Annotated in this window: 16 protein-coding genes and 1 tRNA gene; 9 read left to right on the forward strand and 8 right to left on the reverse strand. The window is 73.2% G+C overall.

All coding sequences use genetic code 11. The annotated features are described in order from the left end of the window. Nucleotides 1-362: 362 nt before the first annotated feature. Nucleotides 363-779: an ATP-binding protein gene (locus tag HNR12_RS04550; protein WP_179766310.1), complete on the reverse strand. Its 417-nt coding sequence runs from the start codon at nucleotides 777-779 to the stop codon at nucleotides 363-365. Between the two features lie 156 nt (nucleotides 780-935). On the opposite strand from HNR12_RS04550, the gene HNR12_RS04555 reads away from it, so the two are divergent. From HNR12_RS04555 to HNR12_RS04590, 8 genes are all read left to right on the forward strand, one after another. Next, complete coding sequence (locus HNR12_RS04555; RefSeq protein WP_179766311.1) at nucleotides 936-1,244, forward strand: putative quinol monooxygenase; 309 nt, start codon at nucleotides 936-938, stop codon at nucleotides 1,242-1,244. Continuing rightward, nucleotides 1,241-2,449 carry a helix-turn-helix domain-containing protein gene (locus HNR12_RS04560; RefSeq protein ID WP_179766312.1) on the forward strand — a complete coding sequence of 403 codons (1,209 nt, stop codon included), beginning with the start codon at nucleotides 1,241-1,243 and terminating at the stop codon, nucleotides 2,447-2,449. The genes HNR12_RS04555 and HNR12_RS04560 overlap by 4 nt, the downstream gene beginning before the upstream one ends. A gap of 150 nt (nucleotides 2,450-2,599) precedes the next feature. Further along, complete coding sequence (locus tag HNR12_RS04565; protein ID WP_179766313.1) at nucleotides 2,600-3,016, forward strand: plasmid replication, integration and excision activator; 417 nt, start codon at nucleotides 2,600-2,602, stop codon at nucleotides 3,014-3,016. Nucleotides 3,017-3,130: 114 nt separating this feature from the next. Then, entirely contained in the window at nucleotides 3,131-3,361 is a 231-nt protein-coding gene (locus tag HNR12_RS04570) for a hypothetical protein (RefSeq protein ID WP_179766314.1), read from the forward strand. Next, nucleotides 3,361-4,773 carry an FtsK/SpoIIIE domain-containing protein gene (locus HNR12_RS04575; RefSeq protein WP_179766315.1) on the forward strand — a complete coding sequence of 471 codons (1,413 nt, stop codon included), beginning with the start codon at nucleotides 3,361-3,363 and terminating at the stop codon, nucleotides 4,771-4,773. The genes HNR12_RS04570 and HNR12_RS04575 overlap by 1 nt, the downstream gene beginning before the upstream one ends. Next, nucleotides 4,773-6,452: a replication initiator gene (locus tag HNR12_RS04580; protein ID WP_179766316.1), complete on the forward strand. Its 1,680-nt coding sequence runs from the start codon at nucleotides 4,773-4,775 to the stop codon at nucleotides 6,450-6,452. The genes HNR12_RS04575 and HNR12_RS04580 overlap by 1 nt, the downstream gene beginning before the upstream one ends. Further along, nucleotides 6,449-6,649 carry a helix-turn-helix transcriptional regulator gene (locus HNR12_RS04585; protein ID WP_179766317.1) on the forward strand — a complete coding sequence of 67 codons (201 nt, stop codon included), beginning with the start codon at nucleotides 6,449-6,451 and terminating at the stop codon, nucleotides 6,647-6,649. The genes HNR12_RS04580 and HNR12_RS04585 overlap by 4 nt, the downstream gene beginning before the upstream one ends. Nucleotides 6,650-6,678: 29 nt before the next feature. Beyond that, a complete protein-coding gene (locus HNR12_RS04590) occupies nucleotides 6,679-7,917 on the forward strand; it encodes a tyrosine-type recombinase/integrase (protein ID WP_179766318.1) in 1,239 nt (412 codons plus the stop codon). 79 nt (nucleotides 7,918-7,996) lie between these two features. Here the strand turns inward: HNR12_RS04590 and HNR12_RS04595 are convergent. From HNR12_RS04595 to HNR12_RS04615, 5 genes are all read right to left on the reverse strand, one after another. Further along, a tRNA-Pro gene (locus HNR12_RS04595) sits at nucleotides 7,997-8,070 on the reverse strand. Nucleotides 8,071-8,182: 112 nt separating this feature from the next. Next, complete coding sequence (locus tag HNR12_RS04600; protein WP_179766319.1) at nucleotides 8,183-8,818, reverse strand: MBL fold metallo-hydrolase; 636 nt, start codon at nucleotides 8,816-8,818, stop codon at nucleotides 8,183-8,185. Nucleotides 8,819-9,036: 218 nt separating this feature from the next. After that, nucleotides 9,037-11,250 (reverse strand): hypothetical protein, encoded by a 2,214-nt coding sequence (locus HNR12_RS04605; RefSeq protein WP_179766320.1) that lies wholly within the window; start codon nucleotides 11,248-11,250, stop codon nucleotides 9,037-9,039. A 171-nt stretch (nucleotides 11,251-11,421) separates the two neighbouring features. Further along, on the reverse strand, nucleotides 11,422-13,305 hold the full coding sequence (locus HNR12_RS04610) for an ABC transporter ATP-binding protein (RefSeq protein WP_179766321.1): 1,884 nt from the start codon (nucleotides 13,303-13,305) through the stop codon (nucleotides 11,422-11,424). Continuing rightward, nucleotides 13,302-15,056, reverse strand: coding sequence for an ABC transporter transmembrane domain-containing protein (locus HNR12_RS04615; protein ID WP_179766322.1), 1,755 nt, complete (start codon nucleotides 15,054-15,056; stop codon nucleotides 13,302-13,304). Before HNR12_RS04615 ends, HNR12_RS04610 begins: the two co-directional genes overlap by 4 nt. A gap of 1,243 nt (nucleotides 15,057-16,299) precedes the next feature. On the opposite strand from HNR12_RS04615, the gene HNR12_RS04620 reads away from it, so the two are divergent. Then, nucleotides 16,300-17,562 (forward strand): MFS transporter, encoded by a 1,263-nt coding sequence (locus tag HNR12_RS04620; protein WP_179766323.1) that lies wholly within the window; start codon nucleotides 16,300-16,302, stop codon nucleotides 17,560-17,562. Nucleotides 17,563-17,657: 95 nt separating this feature from the next. Here HNR12_RS04620 and HNR12_RS04625 read toward each other — a convergent pair whose 3' ends face one another. Together HNR12_RS04625 and HNR12_RS04630 are read right to left on the reverse strand one after the other, a co-directional pair. Continuing rightward, nucleotides 17,658-18,251 (reverse strand): bifunctional 4-hydroxy-2-oxoglutarate aldolase/2-dehydro-3-deoxy-phosphogluconate aldolase, encoded by a 594-nt coding sequence (locus HNR12_RS04625; protein WP_179766324.1) that lies wholly within the window; start codon nucleotides 18,249-18,251, stop codon nucleotides 17,658-17,660. Further along, entirely contained in the window at nucleotides 18,248-19,204 is a 957-nt protein-coding gene (locus HNR12_RS04630; protein WP_218902261.1) for a sugar kinase, read from the reverse strand. The genes HNR12_RS04625 and HNR12_RS04630 overlap by 4 nt, the downstream gene beginning before the upstream one ends. Nucleotides 19,205-19,212 lie beyond the last annotated feature (8 nt).

The following is a 19,212-nucleotide window of genomic DNA, read 5'->3' on the forward strand; positions in this document are numbered from 1 at the left end:
CCGGCCCCCAGCAACCCGAGCCTTCGGCAACCACGGTGTCGGTCCGAGGTGCTTGGTCGCGCTGCAGTCGGCCACCCAAGACAGTGAGGGTCGCGTGACCAAGTGCCTCGGGACCGAGGACGCCAGGGACCACAGCCGGTTCGCCTGGAGAGGTTTCGGCGCTTCGCATCGGATCGTCCCGGCGACGGCGCGACCCACAGCCGACGGACGGCCTCAAGGCGACGGACGCTTCCGCGGCCCCGGCGGCCGGCCGCGCGCTCGGGACCGGGCGGCAGCCCGCAGCCCGAGCGGCGGGCGGCACGCCGGGAGCGACGGCGCGAAGCGCCGTCGCCTTGATCCCATACAGCCCAATTCGGCAATGCCTAGTGGCAGCGCACGACTCCCCATGTCATCCGTTCGGCCGGGCCGCCTTGGCTTCCCCAGCTCTCGGTGAGACGGTCGACCAAGTGCAGGCCGCGCCCCCTCTCCGTGTCGAGTGGTGGCGTGGCGATGTAAGGCACGTGGGAGGCGCTGCCCGCGTCATGGACGGTGATGAGCGCGCCCTCGGCGGTGTGCTCCAGCATGACGAGGAAGCCGGTTGTCCAGTTGCCGGACTCGGTGTGCTGGAGGGCGTTGCTGGCAAGCTCGCTCGCAACGAGGATGGCCGCGTCCGGCTCGGCGCAGTACTGGAGGCGGTTGGCGATGAACCGGCGGACATCGCCGACGGACGAAGGGTGACCGGGGAACCAGCGGAGGGCCGCCACCTGTCCTCGGTTAGGGCCGTTCGGGTGCAGAGACATAGGGCTCACCTCGGTGAGATCAACAGCTCACGAGACACTGAGCTGCATGTCTAGTACTATTAGTACGGCTACCGTACATTAGGTGCCTGGTACTTGCACTACGTTCGCAAGACAATTAGTGCGACAAGTGATGTCGAAGTGAGTTGAGGAGTCCCCATGTTCGGACTTGCCGTGCGATTCACGCTCAAGGACGAGGACAGCGCTTCGGGCTTTGATGCCCTGGTGGGGGAGACGCTGCCCCACATCCGCGAGAGTGAGCCGGGCACGCTCGTCTACGCCGTTCACCAGGTCGAAGGCAAGCCGCTGGAGCGGTACTTCTACGAGCTGTACCGCGACCGCGCCGCGTTCGACGCGCACGAGGAACAGCCCCACGTCAAGCGGTTCCTTGAGGCGCGCGGTGCGTTCCTCGACTCCGTAGAGGTCGACTTCCTTTCGCTCCAGGGAGCAAAGGGGGTCGCAGGATGAGCAATGACTACCAAAAGGCGCTAGGCCGAAAAATCGCGCAGCACAGAAAGCGGCGCGGCCTCTCACAGCGCGAATTCGCCCGCCTGGTCGAGCGCTCGGAAGCCTGGGTCTCGCAGGTGGAGCGTGGCGTCCGCCGGATTGATCGCATGTCGGTCCTGGAGACTGTCGCCGATGCGCTGGAGGTCCCGCTTTCGGAGCTGGCCGCCGAAGCGCCCGTTGTCGCCTCGGCCGCCGAGGAGGCGCCCGGCAGCAGTCGCCTTCGGTTGGTCCTGAGTCGGGCGCATGCACTGAGGGCGATGCTCAGCGCCGGGGGCGAACCGCCGGATGTCGACGCGCTGGGCCGCAAGGTCGATCACGTGTGGGAGTTGACCCATACCAGCCGCTACCTGGACCTGACGGAAGCGCTCGAACCGCTGATTCCCGAGTTGGAGGCGGCGGCGCGCTCGGTGCCCAACGGACAGCGGGTTCCGCTGTTCCGCCTGCTCAACAGCGCCTATCAGGCGTGCTCTTCGGCGTTGACCAAGCTCGGGGAGTACGAGGCCGCCTGGATCGCGGCCGATCGGTCGATCACGGCGGCCGAACGCGCCGATGATCCGCTGTTGATGGCCGCCGGTGAGTTCCGGTTGTGCCTGACGTTCCAGGGTGCGGGCTACTACGAACAGGTCGAGGCGACCGCTGGGACCTCCTGTGAGGCGCTGTCGCGTCTGGCCGACAAGGGCGACCCCGAAGCCATGTCCTTGTTTGGCGCCCTCACTCTGCAACGGGCGGTTGCCGCAGCTCGGCGCAACGACGCCACGGCCGCCTATCGCAACGTGGCCCATGCGCGCTCGGTGGCGGACCGCCTGGGCGGTGACCGCAACGACTACAACACCGAGTTCGGGCCGACCAACGTCTCCCTCCACGAGGTCGCCGTGGCCGTGGAACTGGGAGATGCCGGGGTGGCACTGCGGGCGGCCGAAGGTGTCGACGCGTCCGGCCTTTCGCCTGAGCGGCAGGGGCGCTTCCTCATCGATGTCGCGCGGGCTCACCTTCAGCGGCGCAACGCCGACAGGGCGGTCTCGACGCTGGAGAAGGCGGAGGCGATCACGCCTGAGCAGGTGCGTACTCACCCGCTGGTGCGCCAGGCGCTCGGAGACCTTCTGACCATTCAGGACCCTGCCGGACCGGCTCTCCAGGGGCTTGCGAGGAGGGCGGGCGTACTTTGAGTGCGGGATAGTACTTCAACTACTAGACAGAATTAAAAGTACGGGTTAGCGTGTGGGCTATCGCCGATGACCTTCCAACCCTGGAAGCGGCGACGGCCCACACGCTTTCGTATGTCCGGCCCGGTCACCGGGCCGTAGAGAGGTCCAACCATGGCGATTCAGGGTGCGCTGCCGATCGAGTTCGGGACGGTGTTTCCCCACGGCGCGTTCGCGCTGGGGGTGGAGCCGGTGACCGACTTCGAGACCAAGCGCCCGCAGTTGGACAAGGCGACGGGGCTGCCGCTGTGGGCGGTGGACGTGATCGACGCCGATCCGGACGCGCGTGGCAAGGCCAAGTCGGTGAAGGTCAAGGTGGCCGCCGAGCACTGCCCGGTGCTGCCTGCGGAGGTGCCGGGTCTGCCGTTCCGCCCGATCGAGTTCGAGGCGATGTCGGTCATGCCCTATGTGGATGAGTCGGGGCGGCGTCCTCGGGTGGCGTACTCGCTGCGGGCGCGGGGCGTGAAGACCCCTAGTACTTCGGCCTCGCGCAAGTCCCCGGCGGCTGCGACCGCCAAGGACGCCGCCTAACCAGCCGCTGAACCCAAGCGGGGCGGCCGTTGGTGTTGGCGCACCCGGCCGCCCCTTCAACCCCTCTGATCCGCGACTTCCCAATCACGTGATGGCAGAAGAGGTGTCTTCAGTATGTCCGACCGAACCGCGCGGGTGAGTCCGCGTGAGATCGCCGACTTCCTGGCCACGCTGCGGTCCCGCTCGACCGGTGACGGCGTGGCGCTGCTGGCCTGGAAGTCCTCCCTGCTCGACCGCATCGCCCAGTCCACGGCCGATCCGGAGACCCACGCGGTGGCTGAGGCGGCGCGCGCCGAACTGGCCGCCGCCCGCTCCACCGAGCAGCACGAGGCGGGTGGTCTCTGATGCTGGGCCGTAAGAGCGCCGGCGCCACGCAGGTGCAGCCGACCGCGCCGGTTCCGGCGCAGACGATCCGCTTCACGACTCCGGTGGTCGAGACGCCGGGGGTGTTCATTCTGACCGGGTGGCTGTGGCGGTTCCTGCGCGCCCTGGTGCTGCTGCCCGCGCAGTTCCCGGTGTCGGTGGGCGCCGTGGTCGCCTCGGTGGCCGCTTACCACGTCGGTGGCTGGGCGGGCCTGGCCGTGCTCTGGTCGGTGGTGGACCTGGTGCTGCTGGTGTGGTGGCGGCGCTGGCCGCGCTCGTTCCGTGACCGGGTGGCGCTGCGGGCGCTGGCCACTTGGCGCCGCCTGTGGGTCTACCGGCGGCACTGGCAACCCGTCCTCGTCGTGTCGGGCCTGGCCGAAAGCTACCTCGAACGCCAGTACCTCCCCCAGATCCGGGGCGTGACGTGCTCGGCGTGGGCCGACCGGGTCCGGGTGCGCCTGGTGGCCGGCACGTCCCCGGCCGACTTCGAAAAGCGCGTGGCGGAACTGGCGCACGGCTTCGGCGCCCCCTCCTGCCGCATCGAGGTGCGCGGACCCAGGGATGTGGTGCTGGAGTTCCCGCGCTATGACACCCTCGCCGACCCCATCGACGCCCTCCCGATCCCCGAGGAACCGGACCTGGCGGCCCTGCCCGTGGGGATCTGTGAGGACGGGGAACCCTGGCTGCTGCGTCTGCACGGCACCCACGTCCTCACGGTCGGGGTGACCGGTGCGGGCAAGGGGTCGGTGCTGTGGTCGGCCATCCGGGCGATGTCCTCGGCGATCGAGGCCGGTATCGCTGAGGTGTGGGCGATCGACCCCAAGCGGATGGAGCTGTCTTACGGGCTTGCTCTGTTCGCGCACTACGCGGCCGACGCCGAATCCGCGGTGGCCCTGCTCGACCAGGCGGTGGCCGCGATGCAGGAGCGTGCGGAGCGCTACGCCGGACGCCAACGCGTGCACGTGCCGACCGTCCGCGACCCGTTCACGGTGGTGGTGCTGGACGAGGTGGCGTTCCTGACCGCCTACCACCCCGACCGCGACATCCGCCGCCGCGCCGAGAACGCCATCGCCACCCTGACCAGCCAGGGCCGGTCGGTGGGGTTCTGCGTCCTGGCCGCGCTCCAGGACCCCCGCAAAGAAGTCCTCAACCTGCGCAACCTCTTCCCCGACAAGATCGCCCTCCGCCTAGACGAAGCCTCCCAGGTGGACATGGTGCTCGGGGAGGGCGCCCGGGACCGGGGCGCCAACGCCCACCTCATCGACCCCGAACTACCGGGAGTGGGGTTTGTGAAGCTGGAGGGCTCCCCGGTCCCGGTCCGGGTCCGGGCGGCGTTCGTCTCCGATGCCGATATCGACGCCATGGCCGACGCTGCGGCGGGGGTGGAGGGCTGATGCCCACCCCGACCGGCAAGAGCACCCGGGCTGAGCGCCTCGCACAGCCGCTCGCGCGTGAGGTGGCCGAGACCATGGCGGCCGAGAAGGGGGTGTGCGTCCGGCCGGTGGCGCTGCGCCGCACCGACATCGCCACCGGCCGGACCGAGATCATCGACGTGCCGTGCAACTCCACGCTGGAATCCCGCTGTCCGGCGTGTGCGCGGCGCAAGCGCTCGATCCGCCGCACCCAGTGCGAAGAGGGCTGGCACCTCGACCAGGACCCGACCGTCGTTCCCGATCCCGCGAGCGAGGTGCAACGGGCCTGGGTCGAGCGCCGGGCGATGGTCACGGCCGAGCGGGACCGCCTGGTGGCGGCCGGCCAAGCGTCTCCGGAGGAGGTGGCCGCGCTGGATGCGGCTATCGCCGATCTGGATGCCGAGATCACCGCCTCCGGCCTGCGCGGCTCGGTCTCCCGGAACACCTCGGCCTCGGGGCGGTCGCGGCGGGTGCGCTCCACCAGGCGCCGCCAGGACGCCCCCGACTTGCCTCGTCGGCAGAAGGCACCCACCACCCTCGGGCGGACCTTTGAGGACCCGGAGACGGGGCGGGTGTTCCGACCGTCGCTGTTCATCACGCTCACCTGCGACACCTACGGGCGGGTCAAGGCTGATGGGACGCCTGTCGATCCCTCGACGTATGACTACCGGCGTGCGGCGCGGGATGCGCTGCACTTCTCCAAGCTCATCGACCGCTTCGTGCAGAACCTCCGCCGCGTCGCGGGTTTTGATGTGCAGTACTTCGCCACCGTCGAACCGCAACGGCGGCTGGCCCCGCACCTGCACATGGCCACACGCGGAACCATTCCGCGCGCCGAGCTGCGCCAGATCGCGGCGGCCACCTACCACCAGGTCTGGTGGCCCCCGGCCGACACCGTGGTTTACGACGGCGCCACCCTGCCCGTCTGGGACGAAGCGGTAGGGACCTACGTTGATCCCTCCACGGGTGAGGTGCTGCCCACGTGGGATGAGGCGCTGGACGCCCTGGACGCCGACCCCGACGCCGAGCCGATGCACGTGGTCCGCTTCGGGCCGCAGGTGGACGCCAAAGGGGTCCTGGCCGGGTCGCCGGACGCTGACCGGTGCGTTCGCTATCTGGCGAAGTACTTGACCAAGGACATCGCCGAATGCCACCAAGTGGAGACCGACACCCAAGCCCACCACGTCGAACGCCTCGTTGAGGCCCTGCGGTTCGAGCCCTGCTCGCCCCGCTGCGCCAACTGGCTCCGCTACGGCATCCAACCCGACAACCCCAAGCCGGGCATGGTGCCGGGCTACTGCCGGTCCAAGGCCCACCGCCGCGAACACCTCGGCTACGCCGGACGCCGAGTCCTGGTCTCCCGCAAATGGTCGGGCAAGACCATGGCCGACCACAAAGCCGACCGCCTCACATGGGTCCTCAACGCCCTCGGCGTCCGTCCCGGCGAGAAGGGCCAGGACCACGACGCCCAACAACCCCCGGCGCTCGCGTCGGTGGCCTCGGGCGATCACGCCTGGGAGCTGGCGCGCCCCACCGACCCCGACGTCCCGCCCCGCGAACACCGCCTACTGCGCGCGGTCGGCGAAGCCCTCAAACGCCGCGCCCAACTCGACGCAGCACGCCAGACCAGTTTCTCGGCAACTCCGGAAAGGGCCGCATGACCACCGCCACCGCCGACCCCGCATCCACCGTTCCGCAGCAACTCTGGTCGGTGAAGGAAACCGCACGCTTCCTCGGGGTTCCCGCCAAAACCCTCTACGAGTGGCGCTACAAGGGAGACGGACCGCCCTCCCACCGCATCGGGCGGCACCTGCGGTACGTGCCGGCCGAGGTGCACGCCTGGGTTCGCACGCAGTAGACACGGCGATCAACAGAGACGAGGAAACCATGGCTCGGGTGTGGATCTACGACCGCACACGCGACAAGAACTATCGGGAAGCGGTGGCCGCCGCCAAGGCCGCCAAGCGCACGCCTCCGGCCCGCTGGCAGGTGCGCTACTACGATCCTTCCGGGAAACCCAAGAGCGGCGGCACCTACACCAAGAAGCCGGACGCCGAGAATCGGCAGACGGAGCTACAGGCCAGCCTGAACACGGGCACCTACCGCGATCCCGCCGCCTCCAAGGTCACCTTCGGCGCCATGGCGGAAAAGTGGCTTCCCGTCCGCACCGACATCAAGAAGTCGACGTGGTGGAAGTACCGAGGGCTCCTCGACGCGCACATTCTGCCCCGCTGGGGAGACCTGCCGCTCGACGCGATCCACACTGAGGACATCGCCGTGTGGGTCGCCGAACTTCAGAAGCCGAGGGACGAAGGCGGCAGCAACCTCGGGGCCTCCCAGACCCGCCACTGCTACACGGTGCTGTCGATGGTTCTCGGCTGGTGCGTGCCTCGCCGCCTGGCCTTCAACCCGGCAAAGGGCGTGCCTCTGCCCAAGCCCAGTGAGGTGGAACATGTCTACCTCACTTATGACCAGGTGGAGGCGCTCGCCAACGCCGCATCGGAGCTGCGCACGAAGTACAACCAGACCTCGGCGACCTCATCCGTCAATCGGCCGCTGATCCTGCTGCTCGCCTACACCGGCCTGCGCTGGAGTGAGGCGGCGGCGCTGCGCGTGGGCCGGGTGGATCTGGAACGGCGGCGTATCCGCGTGGCATCGACCTTCGCCGAGGTCAAAGGCAAGCTCATCGAGCACGCGCCCAAGACCGGTGAGCGAAGGACGGTGCCCATCCCGGCCTCGCTGGCTCCGGAGCTGAAGCCGCTGGTCCACGGCCGGGACGAGGACGCCTTCCTCTTCACCACCAAGCGGGGTATGCCGCTGCGCGCCCACAACTGGCGCGATCGGGAGTTCAACCGGGCGCGGGCGGCGGTGGGACTCGACGGTATGGGACTGACTCCGCACAAGTTGCGGCACACCGCCGCGTCGCTCGCCATCGCCGCCGGGGCCGATGTGAAGGTGGTGCAACAGATGCTCGGCCATGCCACGGCGACGATGACGCTCGATACCTACGGGCACCTGTTCCCCGATCGCCTGGACGAGATCGCCGACGCGATGGACAGGGGCCGGATGAAGGCGGCGGCGCGGGCCGCGCAATCCCAGCTCAGCGACGGGAGCCATGTGCACTGAATGTGCATCGGCGGCCCTCAGCCACCGGACCCCGGAAACGACGAACGGGCGCTCACCTGCGTGAACGCCCGTTCCTATGTCGGGACGGCGGGATTTGAACCCACGACCCCTTGACCCCCAGTCAAGTGCGCTGCCAAACTGCGCTACGTCCCGGTGTCCTGCGGGTTTCCCCTTCGGACGAGTAAGACTCTATCGCATCTTGAGGGCTGCTTGGGACGGGATTTCCGGCCGCCGCGGACCGGCCGCCGCGGACCGGCGGCCGCCTTCACAGGTCCACGCTCTGCCCGGGGCGGAGGCGGCGGATGTCGGCGCCGGACCGGGCCGCCTCCATCGCGAGGACGTCGTCCAGGACCTTGAGGCCCCAGTCGTTGAGGAGGCCGTCGTGCACCGCGTAGGCGCGGCGCGGCCGGGTCCGGCGCAGGTAGTCGACCAGCGCGGGGACGGTGAGCCAGGGCGCCTGGCCGGGGACCAGCAGGGTCGACGCGTCCGCCACCTCGGTCAGCGCGTCGCCGGGGTGCAGGACGGCCCCGTCGACCAGGAAGCCGACGTTGTCGACCGGAGGCGCGTCCGGGTGGCTGAAGTGGTGCTTGTCGCCCACCACGGCCACCTCGAAGCCGGCCGCCGTGAACTGGTCGCCGCCGCGCACCGTGTGCACGCGCCCCCCGAGCGCGCCCAGGCGGCGGGCGGTGCCGGCGCAGGTGTAGACGTCGACCGGGGCCGCGCGCAGCCGCTCGGGGTCGAGGTGGTCGAAGTGCTCGTGGGTGACGAGGACGGCCTCGACGCCGTCCAGCACGTCGGGCTCGGGGGTCAGGGCTCCGGGGTCGATGGCGATCGCCCGGCCGTCCTTTTCCAGCCGTACGCACGCGTGCCCGAACTTGGTGATTCTCGTGGTGCCGCTCACGGGCCCACCCTGCCAGGTGCCCCGGTCCGCCCGCACCGGCGTTCGCGACCGGCCGAAACGGGGGCACGTGAGCGGCGGGGAAAGCGTGAAAGGCCGGCGGCGGCCGGCCCTTCACGACGCGGAGGGTGAGGAGAGGGGCGAAGCTATGCCATTAGAAGTGGTTGAGAAGGAAGCTCCACCATGGCCTCACCGCCTCGGAGTCTAGGCCACGGGGGCCCTCAGCCTCCAACGATTTCCGGGAAGCGGTCGGGGGTGAACACCTCCCCCTCCTGCCCCAGGCCCTCGGGACGCTCCAGGCCCAGGTAGAGGTCGCCGGGCCGCAGCGGGCCGGGGGCGGTGCCGTGCTCCACCGCCGCGCCGCGCCGGCGCATCATTTCCACCAGGTCGCCGATGGTCAGGTACCGGCGTTCGAGGATGCCGCGCGCCAGCGTCCCGGCGCCGACCCGGTTGTCCTCGACGCGGTTGAACGAGATCCCTCCCGACAGGCACAGGTGCATCCAGCGCGCCCGCCAGCGGCCGGTCCCGGGGTGGCGGGCGAACACCAGCGGCAGCGCGACGCGGCCCGTTCCGGTCAGGTCGGACTTGGTGCGGACCGTGCGGGCCTCGAACGGCATGCCCTCCTGCCCGGTGTCGCGGGTCATGTAGCCGAAGAACGCCTCGGCGAGCTCGGTGAAGCCCTCCCCGTGGTAGACGTTGACCTGCGGCACGACGTAGGCGGCGGTCACCCGGGCCAGGTCGAGGTCGATCATCTCGGTGGCGCCCTCGGGCGCCTCGACGATGTCGCCGGAGTGCGCGCCGCCGTAGCCCGACAGCGACGTCCAGGACAGCTGGCCGTGGAAGCCGAAGTCGGCGTCGAGCAGCAGCACCGACAGGTCGAGGTCGGTCGTGCGCCGGGCCTCGCGCCAGTGCACGAAGAACCGCAGGCGCTCGCCGTCCACGTCGGTGGTGGATCCACGGGGCAGCACCCCCAGCCCGCCGTCGGGGGCGCGGCCGGTGGGCACGGCCACCTCCAGCACCGCGGGGTCGACCAGGACGCGTTCGGGGGCGGGCAGGCGGGCGGCGATCTCGGCGTCCAGGACCTCCACGGCCCGCGCGACCGCGCCCGCGTCGAGGGGCGCGCGGTCGTCGGGCGCCGCCCAGGCGCGGGCGGCCCGGTTGGCGAAGAACCGCGCGCCGCCGGGGGCGGTGCGGGCGGCCAGGTGCTCGCGGGCGCCGACCAGCACCCGCCCGGCGACGTGCGGCGCGGCCTCGGCCAGGGCGCCGGTGACCAGACCGGCCTGGTCGGGGCCCGCCGTGCGCAGCAGCCGGTCGAGGCCGCGCACGAGCCGGCCGGGGGACGCCGCGAGCAGCCGCACCGCCTCGGCGGTGTCGCCGGCGGCGAACGCCGCCTCGATGCGCCCGGCCAGCGAGACGGCGCGCCGGTCGCCGCGCGCGACGGCGAACACGTCCTGGGCGTGCGGGTGCCCGGGGTGCTCGTGGGGGTGCAGCCGCTCGCCGAGCCGCTTCCAGCGGCCCGCGTGGCGGTTGACGTCGCCGAGCTTGGCGGGCTGGTCGGCGACCACCCGGTCGAGGGCGGCCATGAGCGCGCGCCGGTCGGCGCGGGGCAGCGAGGTGAAGCGGGTGGGGGCGGTGAGGGTGACGTCGCCGCCGGACAGGGCGCAGGCCAGGCGCAGCACGTCGGTGACGGTGTCCACGAGCAGCGGGCGGCCGTGCGCGAACCGCACCCGGTTGACCAGCGCGCGGTTCTCGCGCACGCCGATGTCCTCGGGCTGGGGGTCGTCGAGGCAGTAGGCGGCCAGCAGGCCCAGCAGGTCGCGGTCGTCCTCGCCCAGCGGGACGGGCGAGGCGGCCAGCCGCAGGTAGAGGCGGTGCGCCTCCTGGGGCAGGGGCCCGCCCAGGTGCAGCACGGTAACGCGGTCCTTGGCGGAGGCCACGAGGTCGTCGTGGCGCCGGAGCAGGTCGGCGTAGGAGTGCTGGTAGCGGCCGTAGGCGGGCAGGTCCAGCAGGTTCACGGTGTCCAGGCGGGGCAGCGGACCGCCCTCGTCGCTCTCATCGCGCTCCTCGCCCTCGCCGTCGGCGCCGACGAGCGCCTGGGCCAGGCAGTCGGCCCAGAACTCCAGGGTGTCGGGCACGCTGGCGGGGAAGTCGGCGAAGTAGACGTTGTGTTCGACGTGGTCCCCCGCCAGGCGCCGCACGGCGGCCAGGACGCCCATCGCGGTGTCGACGGCGGCGCCGGTGCCGAGCCCGGCGACGTGCTCCAGCAGTTCGCGGGAGCCGGCGAACCCCACCGTGAGCAGGGCGGCGTCCAGCTGCCGCGCGACCCCCTCCGCCCGTCCGGAGCCCCCGGAGGAAGCCCTCTCGCGGGCGGGCACCCGCAGGGTCGCCTGGATGAGACGGGCCTCCAGCCCGCCGCGGTCGATCACGTCGTCCATGTGCGCCTCCTGATCCGCCCCCAACCATCCCGGACGAACCCGGTCGGGGTCACCCTGTTTTCGCCCCATACCGACCACAGCGCCGGGCGGGGGTGGAGCGGGGCGGCGGTCACGTGCCCGACGGAAAAGCGCGTGCGGGGCCATGCCGAGCACTCCCCCATCGGGACGCGCCTACTGCGCCGCCTTCCGGGACCATGCCTCCCAGAGGGTGGCGTAGGTGCCGCCTCGGGCGCGGAGGCCGTCGTGGGTGCCCTCTTCGATGATGCGGCCGGACTCGATGACCAGGATGCGGTCGCAGGCCTTCGCCTGGTCGAGGCGGTGGGCCACCACGAGGCCCGCTCTGCCGGACAGGGCGGCCGCGGTGGCGCTGTCGAGGGCGCCCGCGTGGGCGGAGCCCGCCTCCGCTGTGGCCTCGTCGAGGATCGCCACGGCCGGGTCGGCGAGGACCATCCTGGCCAGGGCCAGCAGCTGCGCCTCGGCCGGTGTGAGGCTGTGGCCCTCCGTGCCGACCACGGTGTCGAGGCCCTCGGGCAGGCGGGCAAGGAGGGTGTCGGCGCCGACCGTGGTGAGGGCGGCCCTGACCTGATCGTCGTCGGCCGACGGCGCCGCCAGGGTGAGGTTCTCGCGCAGGGTGGCGGCGAAGACGTGGACCTCCTGGGTGATGAGGACGAGGTCGCGGTCCCGCTGCGGCGTCGCCGGCGGGCGGCGGACCGTTCCCGCCGTCGGCTCGTGGACCCCGGCCGCAAGCGCCGCGACGGTGCTCTTGCCCGCGCCGGAGGCGCCGACGAGCGCCACCGTCTCGGTGCGGCCGATCTCCAGGCTGACCCCGCTCAGGACCGGGCGTGCGGGGTCGTAGTGGAACTCGACGTCCTTGAGGGCCAGGACGGGGCCGTTGCCTCCCGTGTCCGCAGAGGGGACGGCCGGGCCCGCCGCCGGGGCGGCCGCGAAGCCGGCTTCCCCGGCGCCCTCCCCCGCCGCGTCGGCGGGTCCGGTACGGGAGGGGTCGCAGGGGTCTCGGGGGTCGGGCAGGGCGTCGATGACCCCGACGATCCGCGCCAGTGAGGCCAGGGCCGACTGCAGGTCGTCGATGACGATGAGCAGGTTGTTGATCGGGTTGAACAGCCGGATGAAGAACATGATCGCGGTCGTCGCGCCGCCCAGGGTCCCCAGGTCGTTGGTCACCAGCAGGTAGCCGACGACGAGCAGCCCCGTCATGCCGAGGAGCTCCGCGGCGTTCAGCCGCCCGAAGAACCGGTTCTGCACGACGCGGGCGCGCAGCTCCCATCCCACGACCTCCCACGACGCGCGCGCGATGCGGCCGTTGTGGCGGTCCTGCAGCCGGTAGGCGTGCACCGTCTCGATCCCGTGGAGCGAGGTCAGCAGGTGGTGGGCGCGCTCGGCCATGGCGGCGCGCTGGGCCGCGTACACCTGGGGGGCGTTGCGCAGGTACCAGCGCACGGCGAACACGTGGACGGGCACGATCACCGCGACCGCCAGCGCGTAGCGGTAGTCCACGACGGCGATGCCCACCACGGTCACGGCGATGGTGAACAGGGAGCCGGTCAGGGCGGGCACGATGCGCGGCGCGGCCTGGGAGATCTCGGCGACGTCGTCCGTCGCGCGCGAGACCAGGTCGCCGCTGCCCGCCTCCTCGACCATGCCCTGCGGCAGCTCGAACGCGCGGGCGACCATCTGCTCGCGCAGCCGGGCGATGACCGTCTCGTACAGGCGCGAGGCCGTCACCACCCCGGCGGCCGTCAGGACCGCGCCGACGAGGGCGCCGACGACCATGGCCGCCCCCAGCCGCCACAGCCAGGCGGTCCCCGACTCCCCCGACTGCACGGCGTCGACCAGCCCGCCCAGCGCGGCCGGCGCGATGAGGTCGGCCGCCGCCCCCGCCGTGAGGATGGCGGCCACCCCGGCCAGCGCCCACCACCGGCCGCCCAGCGCCGCGCGCACCGCGCGGGCGACCTGGCGGGCGTCGGCGACCGGCAGCCGCCGCCCGGCGCGGGCCGCTTCCGGGGCCGGCGCGGTGTCCTGCTCGCGCGCGGTCATCGGGTGCCTCCCTGGGCGGTCGTCGGGGCGGTCACCGCGGAGCCGGGCGCCCCGGCGTAGGAGTCCACACCGCCGGACTCGTCGCCGCCGTCGGCGTCGGTGTGTGCGTCGACCAGGTCGAGGACCCGGTCGGCGGCGGCCAGCAGCGCGGGCGAGCGGGTGAGCAGGAGGGTCGTGCGGCCCTGACGGCAGTCCCGCAGCCGTGCGGCCACGGCCTGCTCGGTCACCGAGTCCACCGCCGTGGTGGGGTCGTGCAGCACGAGGACGGGCGCGTCCTGGGCGAGCGCGCGGGCCAGCGCCACCCGCTGCCGCTGCCCGCCCGACAGCCGGCGCCCGCTTTCGCCGACGGCGGTGTGCACGCCGTCGGGCATGGCCTGGAGGAACTCGGCGCACCCCGCGTCATCGAGCGCCGCACGGGCGCGGTCGGTGCCCGCGTCGCCGATCGCGACGTTCTCCAGGACGGTCCCGTCGAAGAGGTCGGCGGCGTGCGGGGCCACGAGGAGGGTGCCGGGCGGCGCGTCGGCGAGGGGGCGGCCCGCCAGGTGCACCCGCCCGGTGCCGGGCTCGGCGCGGCCGGACAGCACCGCCACGAGTTCGGCCGCCTGCGCCCCGTCCACGGGCACCGCCACGCACTCACCGGGCCCGACGCGGCCGTGCAGGGCCGCCGAGCCGAGGGTGAGGTCGAGGTCGAGTTCGCAGTCGAGGCCGTGCTCCGGAGGGTCGCCGGTGTCGGCGCCCTCGGCGGGCGCGGTGCCGGTGCCGCGCTCGTGGGGCCGCGGGGAGCGCAGGACGTCCAGGACGCGCTCGGCGGACGCGGTCGCGGCCGCCCAGATGGTGCCGAAGTTGGTCGCGACCATGGTCATCGGCCCGACGAGGAACTGGGCCAGGCCCACGACGGTGATCAGTGCTCCGACGCTGAGGGAGCCGGAGAGCGCCTGCCAGCCGGCCGTCAGTGTGATGGCGGCGAGGAAGACGCCGGTGGCGGCGTTCATCGAGCCGAGCAGGACGCCCTGGGCGGACTTCGCGTGCAGGGTGGCCTGAAGGGCATCGCGCGAGGACCGCCGGTAGCGCGCCGCGGCCTCGGGCCCGGCGCCCAGGCCCGTGACGATCCGGTAGCCCGCCATGAGGTCGGCGGCCTTGCCCGCCGCCGACGCGGCCAGCGCCTGCTCCCGGCCCGAGCGCCGGCGCAGGGTCCCGCCCGCCCGGTCGATGAGCAGGATCATGGCGGGGGCGCCGACGAACACGGCCAGGCCCAGGGGCCAGGACAGCGTGAAGAGGACGGCGCCGCCGAAGATGATCGCCGCGAACTCGCCGAGCGGGTAGACGGCGATCGCCACGGCCGTGGCCAGCCGCGAGACGTCGGACGAGGCGACCGAGAGCCCGACGCCGGGCAGCCGCGCGGCGCCCTGGAGGCCGCCGGGGTCGAGCAGCCGCTCGGAGACGGCCGTGCGCAGCCGGTGCTGGACGGACTGCATGCCGAGCAGCCCGATGCGGGAGCCGAGCTGGAACGACACCATGAAGACGAGGTAGTTCACGACGAGCACGCCGACCCACAGGACCAGCTCAACGGGGTCGGCGCCGCCGATGGCGCGGTCGATCGCCACGCCCATGAGGACGGGCACCAGCGCCTCGCCCAGCTGCCACAGGACGATCAGCCCGGCGGCGGGCAGGGTGTAGCGCTTCGCCGAGAGGATGACCCCGATGGTGAAGCGCCGAGGCGTCTGCTCCGGCCCGGTCGGCGGCAGCTCCACGGGGACCGGATCCTCCGGCACCCGCAGCCAGGGCCGCCTCGTCCCACGTGCCATCGCGTCCCTTTCCGTACTCGCCGCCTCCCACCGGGTACCCGGCCACGGCGCGGCACCCGCCACGCGAGATGGGCGGCGGGATTCCACCTGTCCGATACAGGAAGTTAGTGCAGGCTAATCTAACCAGCTGCACATGAGCGAGAGCGGGGCGGGAGTGCGCTAGAAGCGCCACAGTGCCCTCGTCTTGTCGGGAGCACGCCACGGCGGGGGTGGCGTCGGGGCCGCGAGAGCGGCGGGCAGTTCGGGCGGGTCGCGGCACCCGGGGGCACGTGCGCGAGGGCCGAGGGCGGAAACCGTCATGTCGCCGCATTCCACCTGATCGCCATGGGAGCGATTGCCCGGTTTGCTCTTTCATTCGACTGTCGCACGGAGACCCCCAAGTCCGCCGGAAGCACGCGGCATCCACATGATGAGACACCCGGGACCACCAGACCGTCGCTTCGTCCTGTATGTCGGCTATTGAAGGCCACGAGTCCGGCCTCTCGGCCATCGGGGCGGCCGTGCATGCTAAATCGTCGCGAAAGGCCCCGATTTCGTCTCGCCATGCGAGATACGCGGCGCTGGATGACTGGTTTGCCCGGAATTGCACCCGGAAGGGCCGACACAGAGCGGAGATGGGCGCCGTAGGCGAGCGAAGAGCCCGAACCGGCAGCCCTCACCGGCCGAGCCACCCATCGCCGCCATCCAGTCCGGTCGGCGTGCCTCGGCCCACCTCTGCCCTCGGCGCCCCGACGCCCCACCCCGACCACGGGCAACCGGGACCGATGACCGCACACCCCCATCACCCCCGACCTCGCGCACCCGGCGGCGACTGAAGGCCGAGCATCGGACGCGGCAAGCCGGGCCCGACCCAGCCGTAAGCTCGCATGCCCTCGGGGCCCATTCCCACCCACGACGACCCGACGTGCCCGCCCGTGGCTTTGTGAAGTGGTGAAGCCCATCCCCGCGTGCGCGGGGAGCACTCTTCGTGAACTGCGGTGGCGGCGCTCGGGCGTGGCGTTTTCAGCACGTGTACTGCACTTGGCGGGTTGGCGGTAGAGGTCCCCGGGCCGGGAATCGGCGTCTTGTGGACGGATGACCGAAATGCGTGACCCGGGCGTTGAGGCCTTGGGGCCGAGCGGGAGGATGGCGCTGATCGCGAACGGCGGGGGTCCTGCTCGTCGGCGGTCTCCCGGGAAAGGCCCTTCACATGTCCTCGTCGACCGCCGCCACCTCCACCCCTCACCCCGCGCAGCGGCGCGTTCTTGCCGTGCTGGTGGCCGCGCAGGTGCTCAGCGGCGCCGGGCTGGCGGCGGGCATTACCGTCGGGGCGCTGCTCGCCGAGGACATTCTCGGCGGCGCGGGGTGGGCCGGTGTGCCCATTGCCCTGCTCACCGTCGGCTCGGCCGCTGCCGCCGCCCTGGTCGGGCGCGTCTCCCAGTGGGCCGGGCGGCGGGGCGGGCTCGCGGCGGGGTACGCGGCCGGTGCGGCGGGCGCCGTGGGAGTGGTGGCCGCCGCCGCGTCCGGCAGCGTGGCGCTGCTCCTCGCGTCGCTGCTCGTCTACGGCGCGGGCAGCGCCACCAACCTCCAGGCCCGTTACGCCGGAGCCGACCTGGCCGCCCCGCACCGGCGCTCGCGCGCGGTGAGCACCGTGCTGGTCGCCACCACCCTCGGCGCCGTCGCCGGACCCAACCTGGTGGCGCCGCTGGGCCGCCTGGCCACCGCGCTGGGCATCCCGCCGCTGGCCGGGCCCTTCCTGCTGGCGGGCGCCGCCTACGCCGCAGCCGCGCTGGTGCTGGGCCTGCTGCTGCGCCCCGACCCCCTCATCACCGCGCGCGCCCTGGCCGCCGTCCGGGCGGCCGACGCCCCGGCGGGGACCGCGGTCGGCGGCACCGCGCCGCCGCGCACCCGCGCGCTGCTGGGCGGGGCGGCGGTCATGGTGTCGGCCCAGCTCGTCATGGTCGCGCTGATGACCATGACCCCCGTCCACATGGCCGCGCACGGCCACTCGGTGGGGGCGGCGGGCCTCGTCATCGCCGTGCACGTGGGCGCGATGTACCTGCCCTCACCGCTCAGCGGCCTCCTGGTCGACCGCTTCGGGCCGGGGGCGGTGGCCGCGGCCTCGGGCCTGACGCTGCCGGCCGCCGGCCTTCTCGCCGCGCTGGCCCCGCCGCACTCGGTGGGGTTGCTCGCGCTCGCGCTGGCCCTGCTCGGCCTGGGCTGGAGCCTCGGACTGGTCGCGGGGACCGCCATCGTCACCGACAGCACCCCGCTGGCCGTACGCGCCCGGACCCAGGGGCTGGTGGACGTGGCCGTCGCCGTGGCGGGCGCGGGCGGCGGCCTGGTCTCCGGCCTGGTGGTGGCGGCGGCCGACTACGCCGTGCTGGCGGCGGGCGGCGGCGTCCTGGCCCTGGCGGTGCTCCCGCTCATCGCGCTCTCGGTCCGCCGGGGCAGCGGGTCGCCCACCGGCTGACGCCGATCCCCCACCGCCCCTCCCCGGCCGCCGCCCCCTCCGGCCCGGCGCCCCGCCACGGCCCCCGGACGCGGAGCGTCCGGGGGCCGTGGGGCCTACAGCCGCCTCAAGGCCGGGATCTGGTCCGGGTCGGACAGCGCCGAGCCCACCGCCACCAGCGCCGCGCCCGCCTTCAGGAAGTCCGGGGCGTTGCGGGCGTCCACGCCGCCGGTGGCCACCACGCGCACGTCGGGGAACGGCCCGTGCAGGGCCCGGATCCACTCGGGTCCCAGGACCGACGCGGGGAACGCCTTCACCCAGCGCCCGCCCGCGCGCAGCACGGCCTGCACCTCCGACGGCGTGGCGGCCCCGGGCAGGTGCGGCATCCCGGCCGCCTCCGAGGCCGCCATGACCTCCGGGTCGAACCCGGGCGCCACCGTGAACGCCGCCCCCGCCGCCGCCACCGCGCGGACCTGCTCGGTGTCCACGACGGTGCCCGCGCCCACGGCCAGGCCCCGCTCCGCGCCCGCCCGCACGGTCGCGCGCATCGCCTCCAGCCCCTGGGGATCGCGGGCGGGCACCTCCACCACCGTGATGCCCAGGTCCCACGCCCGGGTGGCCACGGCCACCGTCTCCTGCGGGGACAGCCCCCGCAGGATGGCCATCACCCGGTGGCCCTCGAACATCCGCTCCAGGTCGTCGCCGCTCATGCCGTGCTCCCTCTCTCGCTCACTCGCCCGCCCGCCAGCACCGCCGAGGCCGCCTCGACCCAGCGCTCCCGGGGCGCCCGCAGCGCCTCGTCCCACTCCCCCGCCTCCGGCGGCGCGGCCAGGTCGCCCAGCTCGCGCAGGACCCGACCGGCGCACAGGTGCCCCAGGCGCAGCCGGCCCGCCGCGTCGAGCCCGCGCAACCCGCCCGCCAGGTACCCGGCGGCGAAGGCGTCGCCCGCGCCGACCGGCTCCACCACCTCGACGCGCGGCGAGGGCACGTGCGTGCGCCCGTGCGCGCCGAACTCGGTGGCGCCGTGCTCGGCGTCCTTCACCACCAGCCGCGGCACCGTGGGCAGCAGCGCGCGGACCTGCTCGGCTGTCGCGGTGCCCCACAGGGCCTCGGCCTCGTCCCGGCCGACCAGGACCACGTCGGCCAGCCGCGCCAGCTCCAGCAGGCGCGCCGCCGCCCCGCCCCGCGGCCACAGCCGGGGCCGGTGGTTGACGTCGAAGCTCACCGTCAGCGCGGGGTCGGCGAGCAGCCGCTCGGTGAGCGCGGCGCACTCCGGCGACAGCGCCGGGGTGATCCCCGACACGTGCACCACCGCCGCCCCGCGCACGAGCGGGTGGTCGGCGGCCTCGGGCCCCAGTGCCGAGGCCGCCGAGCCGGCCCGGTAGTAGTGCACCGTGCTGCCCGACGGCGCGGGGTCCTTGGCGAACAGCCCGGTGGGGCGGGCGGGGTCGGTCCGCACCGCCGACACGTCCACGCCGCGCCCGGCCACCGCGCGCACCACCACCCGCCCGAAGGGGTCGTCGCCCACCGCGCTCAACCAGGCCGCCCGGTGCCCGAGCCCGGCCAGGGCGCAGGCGACGTTGGACTCCGCTCCGGCCGCCGTGAGGGCCAGGCGCGGCGCCGCGTCCAGCGGCAGCGGATCGGCCGGCACCAGCAGCGCCATGGTCTCGC

Source organism: Streptomonospora nanhaiensis (assembly GCF_013410565.1).
In the GTDB taxonomy this organism is placed as follows: domain Bacteria; phylum Actinomycetota; class Actinomycetes; order Streptosporangiales; family Streptosporangiaceae; genus Streptomonospora; species Streptomonospora nanhaiensis.

Excerpts from the sequence above, each read along its gene's own strand:
- HNR12_RS04560 (WP_179766312.1), top strand. The coding sequence starts at position 1,241 with ATGAGCAATGACTACCAAAAGGCGCTAGGCCGAAAAATCGCGCAGCAC.
- HNR12_RS04610 (WP_179766321.1), bottom strand. The coding sequence starts at position 13,305 with ATGACCGCGCGCGAGCAGGACACCGCGCCGGCCCCGGAAGCGGCCCGC.
- HNR12_RS04570 (WP_179766314.1), top strand. The coding sequence starts at position 3,131 with ATGTCCGACCGAACCGCGCGGGTGAGTCCGCGTGAGATCGCCGACTTC.
- HNR12_RS04580 (WP_179766316.1), top strand. The coding sequence starts at position 4,773 with ATGCCCACCCCGACCGGCAAGAGCACCCGGGCTGAGCGCCTCGCACAG.
- HNR12_RS04590 (WP_179766318.1), top strand. The coding sequence starts at position 6,679 with ATGGCTCGGGTGTGGATCTACGACCGCACACGCGACAAGAACTATCGG.
- HNR12_RS04605 (WP_179766320.1), bottom strand. The coding sequence starts at position 11,250 with ATGGACGACGTGATCGACCGCGGCGGGCTGGAGGCCCGTCTCATCCAG.
- HNR12_RS04555 (WP_179766311.1), top strand. The coding sequence starts at position 936 with ATGTTCGGACTTGCCGTGCGATTCACGCTCAAGGACGAGGACAGCGCT.
- HNR12_RS04585 (WP_179766317.1), top strand. The coding sequence starts at position 6,449 with ATGACCACCGCCACCGCCGACCCCGCATCCACCGTTCCGCAGCAACTC.
- HNR12_RS04550 (WP_179766310.1), bottom strand. The coding sequence starts at position 779 with ATGTCTCTGCACCCGAACGGCCCTAACCGAGGACAGGTGGCGGCCCTC.
- HNR12_RS04625 (WP_179766324.1), bottom strand. The coding sequence starts at position 18,251 with ATGAGCGGCGACGACCTGGAGCGGATGTTCGAGGGCCACCGGGTGATG.
- HNR12_RS04620 (WP_179766323.1), top strand. The coding sequence starts at position 16,300 with ATGTCCTCGTCGACCGCCGCCACCTCCACCCCTCACCCCGCGCAGCGG.
- HNR12_RS04630 (WP_218902261.1), bottom strand. The coding sequence starts at position 19,204 with ATGGCGCTGCTGGTGCCGGCCGATCCGCTGCCGCTGGACGCGGCGCCG.
- HNR12_RS04565 (WP_179766313.1), top strand. The coding sequence starts at position 2,600 with ATGGCGATTCAGGGTGCGCTGCCGATCGAGTTCGGGACGGTGTTTCCC.
- HNR12_RS04575 (WP_179766315.1), top strand. The coding sequence starts at position 3,361 with ATGCTGGGCCGTAAGAGCGCCGGCGCCACGCAGGTGCAGCCGACCGCG.